Raw genomic sequence first — 15,795 nt, forward strand, 5'->3', positions numbered from 1 at the left:
GGACCGATGCCATGATGCCACTTGCCATAGGCATCGACATCGGCACGTCGGGTGCGCGCGCCGTGGCGATGCGTCCGGATTTCTCCATTGCCGGGCATTCGGCTGTTCCGCTCGACAGGTTCGGCCCAAACCCCCGCGATCCCGCCGTGTGGTGGTCGACGGCTGGCGCAGCGCTGACGGAACTGCTTTCCGGCATCGATCGTGCAGCGGTCCGCGCCATCGCCGTCGACGGCACGTCGGGCACGCTGCTGCCGATCGATGGCGCCGGGCGACCGCTGGCCGAGCCGCTGATGTACAACGACAAGGTCACCGATGACGACATCCTGGCCGCGATCATCCGCGAGGCGCCGGGTGGAAGTGCTGCGCATGGCCCAACATCAGGGCTTGCCAAGGCGCTCCAGTTTCAGCGCCTGTCCGGCGTCGCGAAGATGCTGCACCAGGCTGACTGGATCGCCGGAAACCTCTCCGGCCGCTTCGATGTCAGCGATGAGAACAATGCCCTGAAGACAGGCTATGATGTCGAAGTCCGCCGTTGGCCGGATTGGATCGCAGCGACCGGCATGCGCATGGAGTTGCTGCCGCGCGTCGTCGAACCGGGCGATGTCACCGGCGCCCTCACCGCTGCCACCGCGGACCTGTTCGGCTTGCCGCGCGACGTGGCCGTTGTCGCCGGCACCACGGATGGCTGCGCCTCGTTCCTGGCAACCGGCGCAGCGACCATCGGCGATGGCGTCACCGCGCTGGGGTCCTCGCTGACCATCAAGATCCTGTCCGATCGGCCGATCTCGGCGCCGCGCTTCGGCATCTACAGCCATCGGCTCGGCAATGCCTGGCTGGCCGGCGGCGCGTCGAATTCCGGCGGCAAGGTGCTGGCCCAGCATTTTCCGCTCGCGCGGATCATCGAACTCAGCGCGGCGATCGACCCCACGACCACGACCGGCCTCGACTACTACCCGCTCAGCACCGTTGGCGAGCGCTTCCCGATCGCCGATCCGGCGCTGCCGCCACGCCTTGTGCCCCGTCCAACGGACGACGCCGACTATCTCCAGGCGATGTTCGAGGGCATCGCCGCGATCGAAGCACTCGGCTATGACAGGCTTGCCGAACTCGGCGCTCCTGCGCTGACATCGGTCAGGAGCGTCGGCGGTGGCGCGGCAAACCCGGCCTGGACTGCGATCCGGCAGCGCAAGTTGGGCGTCGATTTCCTGCCCGTGCTTTCCGACGAAGCCGCCGCCGGCACAGCGCGGCTGGCGCTGAAGGGCGCAAGTCAAGCGGGGCTTCTGTGAGCGTGAAACGGATCGAACGTCTGGACGGCATCGGGCCGCTGGCAGAACGCTACGAAGTGTTGCTGCTCGACCAGTTTGGGGTGCTGCATGACGGCACATGGCCCTATCCGGGCGCGGTGGCGGCCCTGCGGGCTCTGAAGCACGCCGGCAAGACCGTGGTGCTGATTTCCAATTCCGGCAAGCGGGCGCAGCCCAATGAAAGCCGGCTGTTAAAACTCGGCTTCGAACCGGGAAGCTGGGACCATTTTGTCTCCTCCGGAGAGGTCGCGTGGCGATCCTTTCATGACATGGCGGCATCGGGAGAGCTGCGCCCGGGGACAAAATGCCTGCTGATCAGCCGCGACGACGATCGCACGGCCATCGAGGGCCTGCCTTTTATGCTGACCGAGGCAGGCGAAGACGCCGAACTGGTGCTGATCTCGGCCAGCGAGGGTGACCGCTACGACCTCGACCATTACCGCCACCTGCTCGAGCCGGCAGCGGCGCGGCGGGTGCCATGCTTCTGCACCAACCCTGACTCCGTCATGCTGACATCCCTCGGCCCACGCTTCGGCGCCGGCAGGTTGGCGGACCTCTATGAGAGCCTGGGCGGCAACGTCACCCGCATCGGCAAGCCCTACAGGGCGATTTTCGACGCGGCACTGGCGCTGGCAGGCGAGCCGGACCGCGGCACCGTGGTCTGCATCGGCGACAGCGTCGAGCACGACATATCAGGAGGAAACAGCGCCGGCGTCGCCACGGCGCTGGTGCTCAGTGGAATACTGGCGGGCACACCGGATCTCGCCGCCGTTTTCGACGAACAGCAGGCGTGGCCGGACTATATTACGGACAGCTTCAGCTTCCGCTGACCGCTTCCAGCATGCGCCGTGCGCTTTCCTCGTCAGTGATCAGGATCGTTGGCGCGATCAGGGTCATGGCGCCGAGCAGCGCCTCGGTCTTCTCCGCACCGCCCGAGGTGAGGATGCGGATCGGCGCCTTGCGCAGACGGTCGACGTCCACCGACATCACATGGCTGTTGACGGGATGGTCGACCAAATCGCCATTGCGGTCGAAGAAATGGAACAGCAGGTCGCCAACGGCGCCACGCGCAAGCAGGGCCTCCCGATCCGCTTCCTTGAGAAAGCCGCCCAGAGAGAAGGTCGTGGCCGAGGCGATGCCGCCGACGCTCAGCAGAACGGCATCGAGCACGTTGGCCATCTCAAAAACCTCCTGCAGGCCGCAGCGCTCGACCAGCGCGATCTTGGTCTCGACGCTGTCGACTACCGCCGGCGTCGGGATCAGATAGCCGTCACCCTGGAAGATCTGGGCGAAGCGCCAGGCGAACTCTGCCGGGTTGTAGCGCCGCACGACGCCGACACCGCCAAGCAGCGAAATGACCTTGAAGTCGGTGAGCGACTTGGCACTGATGAAGGGCAGACTCGAGAACAGCGTCCGGCCCCAGCCGACGCCGACGCGCATGCCGGACTTCATCGTATCTGACAGGAAGCTGCCGGTCTTGGCGCTGATCGCCTGGACCGGGTCGGCATTGGGCGCGGAAAGCGGTGCCACCAGCGCCTGTTGCAAGCCGAACGTCTTTTCCAGGGCGCGCTCCAGCCGCACGATCTCCGACAATTCGCTCTCAATGCTGATTTTGACTTCATTGCGTGCGCGGGCATCCGCCAGCATGCGCACGATGGTGACGCGGCCGACGCCGAGCACATCGGCGATCTCGTTCTGCGTCATCTGCTCGACGAAATACATCCAGGCGGCGCGGATCCTGAGGCGATCGGTCCGGCTCTCGCCGGCGACCTGCTCGGTTGCCTCGCCGCGGCCGTCGCCGTTTTCACCCTGTCGTCGCCTGCCCACGCGTGTCTCTCCCCCCTGCGGCGAAGGACGAGCGCGCCGTCGCCGATTCTGCATGCTGGTCTAGTATCGCCTATTGATCTACCAATCGATAGGAACAATGTAGAGGTGGTGGCCACTCGCTGTTGGTGGCCATCCGCAGCAATTTCGAGGCGATCCGCCATGCTCCGACAAATCTCCGAAGATGTCCGCGTCAACCTGAAGGACCGGCTGCGGGAAGTCCGCGATGCCATCCGCCAGAGCCGCCATGACGGCAGCGGCGACGCCAGTATTCTGCGCGAGGCAACCAGCCATCTGCCGTCGTTTCCGGGCAAGGGCATCGAAGACCTGCTCAGCCATGCCGCGAGTGCAGTCGACGAAGCGCTGTCGATCGCTGAATCCTTCGTCCCGCACGAGCGCCCGATAAAGGTGGACGGCACAACCGTGAAGGGCCTCGGCACCTATTTCCCGGTCGGCAACGAGGATCGCCAGCTGAGCGCGGAGCGCCTGTTCCGGCGCGATATGTACTATCTGACCAAGGCGGTGCTTGCCGGCCTGAATATCGACAATGCCCGCATCCACGAAGCTGATTTTGCCGCCGTCCATGCCACGATGCGCAAGCGGCATGGCGACCTTTTGGCCGCATTGGCCGCGCCGGGCGCCGGATTGCAGGCGATCGCGGCCATTTGTTCGGCGCTGCTGGTCGAGTGCCTCAACCAGCGTCCCGTTCGCTTTGCCGAGACCGCGCCGGAAACGTCGGCGCGGGCGAGCGGCCAAGCGCTCGACATAAGCTGCCTGGCGCCGCTCGTCTTGGCCTGCGGCCTGGCAACCACCGGCAGGGACGGTTCGCCGGAACCTGATATGCTGGAGATCGCGATCCTGGCAGCCGATATTCGCCGCGACCGTATCGTTCAGGCCTGCGCCATGGCGAACCCGATCGCCGAACTGACATCCGTTTTCGCCACCTTGCTTGCCCATTTGCCGTAATTGTCGAGACTCCGGCTAGCCTTCCGCCGCCATCGCCATGATCGCCTTCTTGGCGCGCTGGATCGAAGCCGGGCTCATCGATAGCTCGGTCAGCCCCATCCCCACGAAGGTGGCGATAAGGTCGGGACGACCGGCCGCCTCACCGCACATGCCGACCATGATGCCGGCGGCGACGCCGGCTTTGGCCGTCATTTCAATTGCCGACATGACCGCCGGATTGGTGACGTCGTTGAGCTTGGCCACGGTCGGGTTGAGCCGGTCGGCGGCCATGATGTACTGAGTGAGATCATTGGTGCCGATCGAGAAGAAAGTGACCTCCCTGGCCAGCGCCGGGGCGATCAGCACGGCGGCCGGAGTCTCGATCATCACGCCGAGATCGAACGCCGCGTGCGGCACACCCTCGGCCTTCAGTTCGGCGGCGCATTCATCGACCAGAACACGCGTCTGCCTGACCTCGCCGATATCGGAGACCATCGGCAACATCACCTTGATGTTGCCGTGCACGGCCGCCCGCAGCAGCGCCCGCAGCTGGCGCTTGAAGATGTCGGGCCGGTCGAGGCACATGCGAATGCCTCGCCAGCCCAAGAAGGGGTTTTCCTCGTCGGGAAATTCGATGCCGACAATCGGCTTGTCGCCGCCAATGTCGAGCGTCCGCACGATGACCGGATATGGCGAGAATGCCTTGGCCAGCGCCGCGTAGGTCTCCGCCTGCATGTCTTCGGAGGGAAGGTGCATGTGGCGCATGAACAGAAGCTCGGTGCGGAACAGGCCGATGCCCATCGCGCCGGCCTCCTGTGCTGCCTCGATTTCCTCCAGCGAGCCGATATTGGCCGCGACCTCGATGATCCTGCCGTCGGCGAGTTTCGGCGTCACCGTCTTGAAGACGGTCAACCCGGCGCGCTCTTTTGCCGCCGCTTCGACGCGGCCGGCGAAATCGGCGCGGGTCGCCTCGTCGGGGTCGATGATCACATGGCCATTGTTGCCGTCGAGCGCGACTTCTCGCGCGGTGCGCAAGGCATTGACATGGTCGCCGAGGCCGAGCACCGCCGGAATGCCGTGCGAGCGGGCGATAATGGCGATGTGAGAGGTCGCGCCGCCATGGCCGCATATCACGCCGCCGATGCGCTTCAGCGGCGCGCGCGCCAGATCCCAGGCACCGATGTCATCGGCAATCAGGATAGCTCCCTGAGGGATGTTCTCGAGGCTGACATCGTCCTGTCCAAGCAGCACCAGGCAGATCTGCCGGCCGACCGCGTGGACGTCATCCGCCCGTGCGTTGAGATAGTGATCATCGACAGCGCTGAAATCGGCGGCGATGGTGGACGCCGCCGTGATGACAGCCGAAATCGCGTCGTTGCCGCCCCTGATCAGGCTTTCGGCCTCGCCGGTCAGGCTGGCGTCGGCGGCGATGTCACGGAGCGCGGCGACGATGCCGCGGTCTCCAGCCGACAGGCTGTCCTGCGCCAGCGCATGGTCCATGCGCGTCTGGACTGCGGCGACAGCGGCGCGGAACCTGTCGATCTCGCCGGCAATCTCCTCGGCCTGCAACACGCGGCCCTGCCCGGCGATATCAGGCGGGAAATGCGCAAAGGCCGGGCCGATGGCGAAGCCTTCGCTCGCGGCCACACCACGCAAGCCGGTTGCAGCTCGAGGTGACGCCGGTGCGGATTCGGTTGCGGGCTTGACCGCCGGCTTCGGCCCGGTATCGCCGGTCGGCTGGTGTTCCTCATCCTCGAGACCGGCCCTCGGATTTTCCAGATAGCCGATCAACGCCTCGATGGCCTCGATGGCGTCGGCGCCATTGGCCCGAACGGTGACCTCCTGGTTCTCCTTGACCGCCAGCAGCATCAGCTTGACCGAGCTCTTGGCGCTCACCGCCTTGCCGTCCTTGACCAGCTCGACATCGGATTCGAAACCCTTGGCGAGCTTGACGAACCGCGTCGCGGGACGGGCGTGCAGACCTTCATGCACTCTGACGATGGTCGAGCGTTCCATGGCAAATACTCTGCTTTTCCTGGCGCTACCGCCAGATGGGTGACGGCGCGAATGCCGTCAGGCGGCGATGGTGATGATCGTACCGGTCTTCAGGGCGGCCACGAGCGCTTCCGGATCGACCGGCGATGCGCAGATTTCGCCTGGCCTCTCGGCCTCGGCGGCGCCGTTGAACGAGATTACGACATGGCCCATTTCCAACACCTTGCTCCATGCGCTGGCGCCGACCGCCGTTATGGAAGCTGAAACCGGGCCGAGGGTGATCGAAGCGCCCTTGGCGGGCGCTCCGTCACTTGGTCTCTGCTCGGTCTGATGGAGCACCGAAACCTCGGCAAGCTCCGGCGGCGAGCCATCCGCAAACAGGATGACCACGCCCGCTTCGGCGAGGTCCGCCACTTCGGGGCCGACGGAAGTGACCCGCGTTCTCAGAAGAACCGTCATATGGCGAACCTCATTTTCCAACTATCTTTAGAACACGATCAGGCTGACGACCCAGGCGATCAGCACCGAGACCGGGCCCATGATCTGGCGACTGATCAGCACCGCCGGAACACCGATCTCGATCGTCTTCGGCTTCGCCTCGCCGAGCGCCAGGCCGACGGGGACAAAATCACAGCCGACCTGGGTATTGTAGGCAAACAGCGCCGGCAGCGCCATCGCAGGCGAAATCGTGCCGTTGGCGATCTGCGGGCCGATGATGGCGACGCCGATGACCTGCGCGATGACAGCGCCTGGCCCGAGGATGGGCGACAGGAACGGCAAGCCGCAGATCGCCGAGATGATCAGCAGGCCGACGATGTTGTTGGCCAGCGGCCCCATCGGCTGTGCCAGCACATCGCCGATGCCGGTGTACAGGATCAGACCGATGAGCATGGTCACGAAGGCCATGAACGGCAGCACGTTGCGGATGACCTGATCGATGGTGCGGCGCCCGGCATTGAAGAAGATACCGACGATACGCCCCATGACGCGGCCTATCGAGCTGATGAGGCCGATCAGCCCACCCTCGCTTGGCAGCGGCTGTGGTACTGCAGTGGCATTGCTATTGCTCGAACCCATCGCTGCTGCTCCCCCTGCAGTGGTGACCGTTTCGGATCCGTCCGCCATTTTGATGTTGGCCGGCTTTACGCCCGAAACGTAGATGTCTTCGGTGATGAACTGGGCCAGCGGCCCGGATTGACCGACCGGCGTCAGGTTGACGGTCGGAATGCGCTTGCGCGGATAGACGCCGCAGCGTGCGGTGCCGCCGCAGTCGACGACCACGACCGCCATCTCGCTTTCGATCGGCGGCGCCCTGAAGCCGTCGACGGCTTCGGCACCGGTCATGTCGGCGATGAGCTGCGCCACCGGGTGAATGCCGCCGCCAGTCACCGAAACAACCTTGCTTCGTTGTGCGGTCGGCTCGATGACCAGTGGGCCGCCCCAGCCGGTCTTGCCTTGGGAAATCTGTACGGCTTTGTATATCTTGTCCATGATGTCCTCCCCGCCCTTACAGCTCGACGCCCTGGCGGCGCGCCATGATGGAAGTGATGCGTTCGGTCAGCATGCCCTTCAGCAGGATGACGACGAGACCGACGATGGCGTACCAGATCGCCACCTTGACGTGGTAACCGGCGACGACGGCGCCCTTCTTTTCCAGCTCCAGCAGAGCGACGAGAATGCCGCCCCAGACGAAATATTCGCCGGGATTGATATGCGGGAACAGGCCGAGCGGCGGGTGAACATAGGAAACGGCCGCGTCATAGAAGGCCGGCTTGTGCTTTTCTTCCAAGAACGATCCGAACGTGTAGGCCATCGGATTGGTGAGGAAGAACACCGCCAGCAGCGGCAACAGCGTGTAGCGCGTCAGTGCGACCCGACCGGCGCCCCGCGCCAGACCGTGCACGCGCTCTTCGCCGACCAGTTCGGTGACGGCGTAGAAGGCCGTCATCAGCACCACCAGCGTCGGAATGATGCCGGTGACGAAGCCGGCGAACACCTCGCCGCCCTTCTGGAAGATACCGATGAAATACTTGCCGATCGCGGTGAGCCAGCCGAGTTGCTCTTCCTGCTGGACGTCCTTCAGCTTTTCCTTGAACTGATCGACGGTGATCGGTCCACTGTCCGCTTGCGCAAGGACAACGAGGTGATCGGAAGCATGCTCGGCGGCGAGCTTGCCATGCAATGCAGCATCCGAGACCATGGCACCTGCGACATGCAGATTGTGCACCGCCATGTCGGCATGCTGCGCCAACAACGAAAATACAGACATTTCTCCTCCTTATGCCACCCGCCGGTTCATTCCAGTCGGTGCGCGGCGTCCTCTGTCCCTTTGATTTAGAGGTGGATTCAGATTCAGGTCGATCCGACCTGAAAATCATCCGTCCTCTAGGCCCTTGCTATGTTCAAGCCGGACAGACCCGGCTTCTTCCCCGGCTCCGACCGTGTTTTGTCGATCTGTTCGATCGCCCGTTTCACGGCCTCGGCCACACCGGATTCCCCCTCCCCCATGATTGCAGGGTTGGACCGGAGTCGATCGAGGGGAACGCCCTCGAACTCTTCATGTCTTTTGAATTTGGTGAACACGGAACGGCCGCTCATCACCATCAGGCGGCGTACGACCAGATCGGGTGTCACCACGACAAGCGCGATGGTACCCTTGGCCAATCGACCGCGAAAATTGCCGGCTCCGACGAAGCCATCCTTGTACTGATCGGTGACGCCCCTGAACACATCCGAATAGTGTCGCATCTGCAGCCAGACGCCGAGCGATTGCAGCGCCCACACAATAACCAGCAGAAGCAGTCCCCACTGCCAAATCGCCATTCGGTTCTCCTCCCGAAGCCTCAGTTGACCGCACATTGGACCGGCACGTGACAACAGCAAAGTGAGAACATTTGTTTCCGAGAATGTCAATATGTATGATATTGACCATATCTGCGGTCATCCACAGGAACGCTGACAGATTTCAGCGACGGCGCCATTGTGCTACCCTAACGAGGAAACAGGATACGAGGAATATGGATCTGCCCTTCAGGGACGAACTGGCCTTGATGCCCGACCTTCGGCATCGATTGCGGCAGCTGCGCTGGTTCCGTGCCACGTTCCGCGGCAGCGCCAAGGTGGTCTCGGACACGTTCGGCGTTCGCTTCGAGATCGATGAGGCCAAGCTCACCAGGGCTTTTCTCGACTGGGTCGAGATCATGGAGGCGCAGAAGCGCTTCGCCGCGATCGATCGCGCCGACTTCATCGTCTTTGCCGCCGGCCTGGTGCTGCGCGAGTTGATCAAACAGGCGCCGGCCAGGGAAATCTCCGGCCTTACCCAGCTGATCGAGACGGAAACGAATGCCGGCACGCTGGAAATCGTCCGCTTCTGGCCGGAAGGATTCCTCTATACCAATTACTGCGTCTCGGCGATTTCGGCGATCCACGAGCAAGAATTCGGCACGGCGCCCAGCATCGATAAATGCGCAGACGATCTGCGCACCTGGTGGTCCTATCGCGAGAACGTGACCGAGATGCCGGCCTACGCGGTTGCCTTCCTCGACCGCTTCCTCGGTGCCGAGCCGAACTGGATAACGCCGGATCGCGCACAGTCCCGGCAAGCCATGCAACGGGCGCTCGGGACTTCGCGTGCGAGCGATGCGCTGCGCCAGCTTTGAGCTGCCGGCTTGTGGCCCAAAACACCCGCCCTATTGAACGTTTGTTTTTTTGCCGATAGCGATGTGCGGAATTGACTCGATGGAGAAGCGCGTGGCGCGACCAAGGCCTATTATTTTCGATTGCGACGGCGTCCTCGTCGACAGCGAGCCTCTGGCCGCCCGGGCCTATGAGCGTGTCTATGAAAAGCACGGCATGTCCGGCGTCAACACCGGCATCATCGCCCAGTGCATCGGCATGAAGCAGTCCGACATCATCGCCAAGATCAGGGATTTGACCGGCCACCAGTTTCCGGCGGCGGCGGACGGCGACATCTGGGCCGAGACCAAGGTCCTGTTCTCCGAGGAATTGAACCCGACAGCGGGAATAGCCGCCTTTCTGGAGACGCTTGGGGGTGATCGCTGCGTTGCCTCATCCTCCTCCGTCGAGCGCATAAATCACAGCTTGGCCGTGACCGGACTGGCGCGGTTTTTCGGCGATGCGATCTACAGCTCCTCCATGGTCAAGAATGGCAAGCCCGCGCCGGACATTTTTCTGTTCGCCGCCGACAAGATGAGCGCCAATCCCGCCGACTGCATCGTCATCGAGGATTCGCCCTTCGGCATCCAGGGCGCGGTCGCCGCCGGCATGACAGCGATCGGCTATACCGGCGGCGGCCACACTTATACAGAGCACAGCGCGCGGCTGACGGCTGCCGGTGCCGATTTCGTATGCGCCGATTGGCATGAAGTTAGCCGGCAATTGGCTGGGTTTGGTGTGCCGGCCTAGCTCTTAGCGAACAGGCAGTCCAAGGCGGACCCATTGGTCGGCCGGGATCACTGGCCCGACACGGAAATTGAAAGACAAGACCCTCGTCGCATTGGTGTCGACCTCGCATCGGAAGCCAAGATGATACCAGGTGGTTGTCGTGCGGAAGGCGACATCCGGAGCGTCAAGGATATTGCCGGCCTTCAGCGGAACACTTGGGATCAACTCGGGAAAATATGAGGCATCCAGCAATTGCTGCTGCAACGCACTGGCGCAAAGTTTGGCAGCCCGCTTGCCGCGAGGCACTCCGGCCATCGAGCTTGTGGCCGACGCATCGCCGGTCGCGCCTTGCGAATAGAGTTTGCGAACACCCGGAAGCCCTGAATAGCGCCGCGATGCAGCGGCGACGTCTGCGGAACTTGGCCTGCTGGCGCTCTCGCTTGCGGACTTCGAGACCTTTGGCAGCTCGGGCTTCGGCGCATTTGTGGGTCTGGGATTCGGCGCTTCGACTGATGTCGGAAGCTCGATCTCACCGTCATCGGCGGCAGCAGCCAACGGTGTCGGTGACGCGGCTGCTTGCTTGCCATTGTCGTCCGCTTCCGGTTCCTGTTTGTCCGCCTGCTGCTTATCTACGTCTTTGGCCGAAGCTGGTTGCTTCTCCTGGGTGGGCTCGATCTCTTTCGCTGCTGGCTCCGCTGGGTCTGCCGAGGCGGTAACTTTGTCGTCTGTCTGCTTCGGCACGGCAGCCGGCTTCGGCTGTTCATCCTTGGCCGGCGAGGGCGAGTTGTCTTGAGCGCTGGCCCCATCCAGAGATTTCCTGGGGCCGCTATCCCTGTCGCCGAACTGAAAAACAGGCTTCAGAACCTCGATCGGCGAGGGCTTCGGCGGCTGTTTTTCCGCCGGAGTTGACTTTTCAATCTTCTGCTCGAGTGGTTTTTCAGCCTTCGGCTCCGGCAGCTTTTCGGCTTTGGGCTCCTTTGGCTGCGGTTTCGGCTTTGGCTGATCAGGAGGGGGCACGAGCGCGACATTGACCGCTTGCTCCTGCTGCGGCTGTTCTGGAGCCTTGGGCACGTTGTAGACCAGGAGCGCTGCGATGAGTGCATGCAGGATCATCGATGCGGGCAAACCCCACAGCAGATGCCGCCGTTCTCCTGTCTTGCCGTTCATCCTCATCGATGTGGAATGAAATCGCGGCAGGTTCAAGCATGGGCACAGGATTGGCGCAACTTAACCGCTGACAGGTTGGTGATCTGGATGACAACGCACAGGGGGTCGAGCCACCCCGGCGTTGGCGCGATTCCGAATCGGCTGGCTCTTCCGCCGGCTCGGTATCCCGTCCAGAAGCCGTTCGTCCAGGCGCGTTTCGCCAAACCAATTCAACCGATTGATGCTGACGAAGCCAGCGTCGATCGCCGCGATTTCGTCGCCAGGCTGGCTGGCATGGGTCGCGGCCGCGCGGAATAGTGATCACCGTGCGATTACCATCGCTGTCCACAATCTCGGCCTAGCAGGCGATCTTGTCGCGGCCGATGCGCGGCTGTTCCGCCGGCAGCGCGGTCGGCAGGTTGATGCTCAACCAATGGCCCTCCGTCGCCCAGTCGGCACGCGACTGCCACGGTGAGGCGATCAGCGTATCCAGCCACGGGTCACCGGCATCGGTGAAGTCAGGGTTCTTCACGCGCGAGAAAACAAGGCGTTCTGTTTGTGAGCCGGATTCGCAGGGCTACTACACCCCCGCCATGCATTAAACCAGCATGCCCATCGGGTTCTCGATCAATCGCTTGAAGGCGACCAGCAGTTCGGCACCCAGCGCACCGTCGACGGCACGATGGTCGGTCGATAGCGTCACCGACATCACGGTGGCGATCTTGATCTCGCCGTTCTTGACCACTGCCCGCTCCTCGCCGGCGCCGACCGCCAGGATCGTCGCATGCGGCGGATTGATGACGGCGGCAAAGTCCTTGATGCCGAACATGCCGAGATTGGACACCGCCGTGGTGCCGCCCTGGTACTCTTCCGGCTTCAGCTTGCGGCTGCGGGCGCGGCTGGCCAGATCCTTCATCTCGTTGGAAATGGTGGANCTGGTACTCTTCCGGCTTCAGCTTGCGGCTGCGGGCGCGGCTGGCCAGATCCTTCATCTCGTTGGAAATGGTGGACAGGGTCTTTTCGTCCGCCTTGCGGATGATCGGCGTGATCAGCCCACCAGGGATCGACACGGCAACACCGACATCGGCATGCTTGTGCTTGACCATGGCGCTTTCCGTCCACGAGGCATTGGCATCCGGCACCGCCTTCAGCGCCATCGCCATCGCCTTGATGACCATGTCGTTGACCGACAGCTTGTAGAAGGGAGCATCACCCTTGTCGGTCTTCTTCACCGGCGCTGCCGCATTGATCTGCATACGCAGCGCCAGCAGCGCATCGAGTTCGCAGTCGAGCGTCAGGTAGAAATGCGGGATGGTGGTCTTGGCCTCGACCAGGCGCCGGGCGATGGTCTTGCGCATGTTGTCATGCGGGACGAGATCATAGGAGCCTTGCTCGAACAGGCGCAGAACGTCCCCCTCCCCCTTGAGGGGAGGGTGGCCGGCCAAAGGCCGGTCGGGTGGGGTCGGCTCGACTTGGCTCGGCGCAAAGGAGGTGCCTTCTGAGAGGACCCCCTCCGTCCGCTTCGCGGACACCTCCCCGTCGAGGGGGGAGGAAAGTGCCTCATCGATATCTGCTTTGACGACGCGACCGTATGGACCTGTGCCGGATATGCCGGAGAGGTTCAGGCCTGCCTCGCGAGCCAAGCGCCGTGCCAAAGGTGTCGCGCGGGTTCCCCCCTCCCCCTTGAGGGGAGGGTGGCCGGCCAAAGGCCGGTCGGGTGGGGNGTGCCAAAGGTGTCGCGCGGGTTCCCCCCTCCCCCTTGAGGGGAGGGTGGCCGGCCAAAGGCCGGTCGGGTGGGGTCATCTCGGCAGTGCTCGGCGCCGAGACGGTGCCTCCTGGGGCAACCCCCTCTGTCGACTTCGTCGACATCTCCCCCTCAAGGGGGGAGATTGGCACATAGCTTTCATCCTCGGCATAAATCCAGGCAACAGCCGCGCCGACCGCAATATCGACGCCCTCCTTGCCGGTGACATCGCGCAGCACGCCGCTGGCCGGCGAGTCGATCTCCATCGCCGCCTTGTCGGTTTCGATCTCGAACAGCACATCACCCTTCTTGACGCGCGCGCCCTCCTCGGCGAACCAGCGCGAGATCTGTCCGGTCGCCATGTCCATGTCGACCTTGGGAAGAATGACTTCGGTCGGCATCGACTAGCGAACCCCCTTCACGAGGTCGCGCGCGGCGGTGATGATGTCCGGAACCTGCGGCACTGTGGCCTTTTCCAACTCCGGATTGTAGGGGATCGGCGTCTCAGCGCCGCCCAGCCGCACGATCGGCGCGTCGAGATAATCGAACGCCTCGCTTTCGGCGATCATGGCGCTGACCTCGGCGCCGATGCCCAACGTCTTCACAGCTTCGTAAACGCACATCAGCCGCGACGTCTTCTTGACGCTGTCGATGATGGTCTGCTTGTCCATCGGCCGAATGGTTCGCAGATCGACGATCTCGACGTCGATGCCTTCGCTCTCCAGCGCTGCAGCGGCGTCGAGCGCCTTCTGCACCATGATAGAGGTGGCGACGATGGTGAGATCCCGGCCCTCGCGACGGATATCGGCTTTGCCGATCGGCACGGTGTAATAGCCTTCAGGCACCGGGCCCTTCACCTTGTAGAGCAGCTTGTGCTCAAAGATCATCACCGGATCGGGATCCGCGACAGCCGCCAGCAGCATGCCTTTAGCATCGTAGGGCGTTGCCGGCTGGATGACTTTCAGGCCCGGCACATGGCCGAGCCAGGCTTCGAGGCTCTGGCTGTGCTGGGCCGCCGCGCCGGTGCCGGAGCCGGCGGGAAAGCGCATCACCACCGGCACCGAGACCTCGCCGCCCAGCATGAAGCGCATCTTGGCCGCCTGGTTGACGATCTGCTCCATGGCCAGGGTGGCGAAATCGGAAAACTGGAATTCGAAGATCGGCCGCATGCCGGTGAGGGCAGCACCCACCGCGACGCCAGCGCCACCCAATTCGGAAATCGGCGTGTCGATCACCCGTGAAGTGCCGAAGCGCTCGACCAGATCGCCGGTCACCTGGAAGGCGCCGCCATAGACACCGATATCCTCGCCCATCAGGAAGACGCGTTCGTCCATGGCCATGGCGATCGCCATGGCCTCCTGGATCGCCTGGGCGTAGCTCAGTTCACGCACCATCGCGTCCATTACGCCTGCTCCGTGTAGACATAGTCCCCGGTGTCGCGAACGTCCGGCGACGGGCTCGCCTTGGCGAACTCGATGCCGTCGGCGATCTCCTGCGACACCGCTCCACGGATGGCCTCGATACCCTTGTCGTCGATGAAGCCGAATTCCCTGAGCTCGCTCTCGAACAGCGTGATCGGATCTCGGTTCGACATCCAGTCCTCGATCTCCTCCTTGGTGCGATAGCGGTTGCGGTCGCTCTTGGAATGGCCGCGATGGCGATAGGTCTTGGATTCGATCAGCGTCGGCCCCTCGCCCGCGCGGGCTCGGGCGACGGCCTGATGAGACGCCTCGGCGACCTCGGAGAAAATGTTGCCATCGACGATGACGCCCGGCATCGAATAGGCGGCGGCGCGCTCGGCGATGTTCTTGACCGCGGTCGAGCGGGCCGTCGATGTCGACATGCCGTAGCCATTGTTCTCGCAGACGAAGATCACCGGCAGCTTCCAGATCGCCGCCATGTTGAGTGCCTCGTGGAAGGCGCCTTCATTGTTGGCGCCGTCGCCGAAGAACGAGACCACGACCTTGCCCGTCTTCATCATCTTGGAGGATAGCCCGGCGCCGACGGCGATCGGAATGCCGCCGCCGACGATGCCGTTGGCGCCGAGATTGCCCTTGGCGACGTCGGCGATGTGCATCGAGCCACCGCGTCCCTTGCAGTAGCCTGATGTCTTGCCGAAGAACTCGGCGAACATGCGCTTGACCTCGGCGCCCTTGGCGATGCAGTGGCCGTGGCCACGATGCGTCGAGGTGATCTGGTCATCCTCGGATAGAGGCATGCAGACGCCCATGGCGCTGGCTTCCTGGCCGATCGACAGATGCATGGTGCCGTGGATGAGGCCGCGCGTGTAGCACTCCTCCGCGCCCTCTTCGAAGCGGCGGATGAGGTACATCTTGTAGAGCACCTCCCTGAGCCGCTCGGCGCTGTACTGGCGATAGACGAAAGGCAGGTTGGCGCGACTATCAGTGACGGCTTTGCTGGCTCCTGCCATGA

General features: G+C 63.5%; 15 protein-coding genes and 1 pseudogene. 5 read left to right on the forward strand and 11 right to left on the reverse strand.

Going from position 1 to position 15,795, the window contains the following annotated elements:
- The first annotated feature begins 11 nt into the window (after window positions 1-11).
- Window positions 12-1,286, forward strand: coding sequence for an FGGY-family carbohydrate kinase (locus tag X744_RS165775; protein ID WP_023757329.1), 1,275 nt, complete (start codon window positions 12-14; stop codon window positions 1,284-1,286).
- A complete protein-coding gene (locus X744_RS165770) occupies window positions 1,283-2,134 on the forward strand; it encodes a TIGR01459 family HAD-type hydrolase (RefSeq protein WP_023757330.1) in 852 nt (283 codons plus the stop codon). Before X744_RS165775 ends, X744_RS165770 begins: the two co-directional genes overlap by 4 nt.
- Here X744_RS165770 and X744_RS165765 read toward each other — a convergent pair.
- A complete protein-coding gene (locus X744_RS165765; protein ID WP_023757331.1) occupies window positions 2,121-3,131 on the reverse strand; it encodes a sugar-binding transcriptional regulator in 1,011 nt (336 codons plus the stop codon). The genes X744_RS165770 and X744_RS165765 overlap by 14 nt on opposite strands.
- A 159-nt stretch (window positions 3,132-3,290) precedes the next feature.
- Here X744_RS165765 and X744_RS165760 point away from each other — a divergent pair, with 159 nt between their 5' ends.
- Window positions 3,291-4,094, forward strand: a complete 804-nt coding sequence (locus X744_RS165760; RefSeq protein ID WP_023757332.1) for a hypothetical protein — start codon at window positions 3,291-3,293, stop codon at window positions 4,092-4,094.
- A 15-nt stretch (window positions 4,095-4,109) separates the two neighbouring features.
- Here the strand turns inward: X744_RS165760 and ptsP are convergent, their stop codons facing one another.
- The 5 genes from ptsP to X744_RS165735 all read right to left on the reverse strand — a co-directional run bounded on the left by ptsP (window position 4,110) and on the right by X744_RS165735 (window position 8,891).
- Window positions 4,110-6,089 carry a phosphoenolpyruvate--protein phosphotransferase gene (ptsP, locus tag X744_RS165755; RefSeq protein ID WP_023757333.1) on the reverse strand — a complete coding sequence of 660 codons (1,980 nt, stop codon included), beginning with the start codon at window positions 6,087-6,089 and terminating at the stop codon, window positions 4,110-4,112.
- A gap of 57 nt (window positions 6,090-6,146) precedes the next feature.
- A complete protein-coding gene (locus X744_RS165750; protein ID WP_023757334.1) occupies window positions 6,147-6,527 on the reverse strand; it encodes a PTS glucitol/sorbitol transporter subunit IIA in 381 nt (126 codons plus the stop codon).
- Between the two features lie 27 nt (window positions 6,528-6,554).
- On the reverse strand, window positions 6,555-7,559 hold the full coding sequence (locus tag X744_RS165745; protein WP_023757335.1) for a PTS glucitol/sorbitol transporter subunit IIB: 1,005 nt from the start codon (window positions 7,557-7,559) through the stop codon (window positions 6,555-6,557).
- 16 nt (window positions 7,560-7,575) lie between these two features.
- Window positions 7,576-8,337, reverse strand: coding sequence for a PTS glucitol/sorbitol transporter subunit IIC (locus X744_RS165740; protein ID WP_023757336.1), 762 nt, complete (start codon window positions 8,335-8,337; stop codon window positions 7,576-7,578).
- 116 nt (window positions 8,338-8,453) lie between these two features.
- On the reverse strand, window positions 8,454-8,891 hold the full coding sequence (locus tag X744_RS165735; RefSeq protein ID WP_023757337.1) for a transcriptional regulator GutM: 438 nt from the start codon (window positions 8,889-8,891) through the stop codon (window positions 8,454-8,456).
- 194 nt (window positions 8,892-9,085) lie between these two features.
- Between X744_RS165735 and X744_RS165730 the strand changes: the two genes are divergently transcribed.
- The gene (locus tag X744_RS165730; RefSeq protein ID WP_023757338.1) at window positions 9,086-9,727 is read left to right on the forward strand and encodes a hypothetical protein; all 642 of its coding nucleotides are present in this window, start codon (window positions 9,086-9,088) and stop codon (window positions 9,725-9,727) included.
- A 91-nt stretch (window positions 9,728-9,818) separates the two neighbouring features.
- On the forward strand, window positions 9,819-10,493 hold the full coding sequence (locus X744_RS165725; protein WP_023757339.1) for an HAD family phosphatase: 675 nt from the start codon (window positions 9,819-9,821) through the stop codon (window positions 10,491-10,493).
- 3 nt (window positions 10,494-10,496) lie between these two features.
- Here X744_RS165725 and X744_RS165720 read toward each other — a convergent pair whose 3' ends face one another.
- The 5 genes and pseudogenes from X744_RS165720 to X744_RS165710 all read right to left on the reverse strand — a co-directional run bounded on the left by X744_RS165720 (window position 10,497) and on the right by X744_RS165710 (window position 15,793).
- Window positions 10,497-11,639, reverse strand: a complete 1,143-nt coding sequence (locus X744_RS165720) for a DUF930 domain-containing protein (protein ID WP_023757340.1) — start codon at window positions 11,637-11,639, stop codon at window positions 10,497-10,499.
- A 337-nt stretch (window positions 11,640-11,976) separates the two neighbouring features.
- Window positions 11,977-12,150: a hypothetical protein gene (locus X744_RS1000000174925; protein WP_023757342.1), complete on the reverse strand. Its 174-nt coding sequence runs from the start codon at window positions 12,148-12,150 to the stop codon at window positions 11,977-11,979.
- Between the two features lie 66 nt (window positions 12,151-12,216).
- A pseudogene (locus tag X744_RS1000000173395) lies at window positions 12,217-13,763 on the reverse strand (2-oxo acid dehydrogenase subunit E2).
- Between the two features lie 3 nt (window positions 13,764-13,766).
- Window positions 13,767-14,765, reverse strand: coding sequence for an alpha-ketoacid dehydrogenase subunit beta (locus X744_RS165715; protein ID WP_023757346.1), 999 nt, complete (start codon window positions 14,763-14,765; stop codon window positions 13,767-13,769).
- Window positions 14,765-15,793 carry a thiamine pyrophosphate-dependent dehydrogenase E1 component subunit alpha gene (locus X744_RS165710; protein WP_023757347.1) on the reverse strand — a complete coding sequence of 343 codons (1,029 nt, stop codon included), beginning with the start codon at window positions 15,791-15,793 and terminating at the stop codon, window positions 14,765-14,767. The genes X744_RS165715 and X744_RS165710 overlap by 1 nt, the downstream gene beginning before the upstream one ends.
- Window positions 15,794-15,795: the final 2 nt, after the last annotated feature.

This window comes from Mesorhizobium sp. LNHC252B00 (assembly GCF_000502955.1).
Classification (GTDB): domain Bacteria; phylum Pseudomonadota; class Alphaproteobacteria; order Rhizobiales; family Rhizobiaceae; genus Mesorhizobium.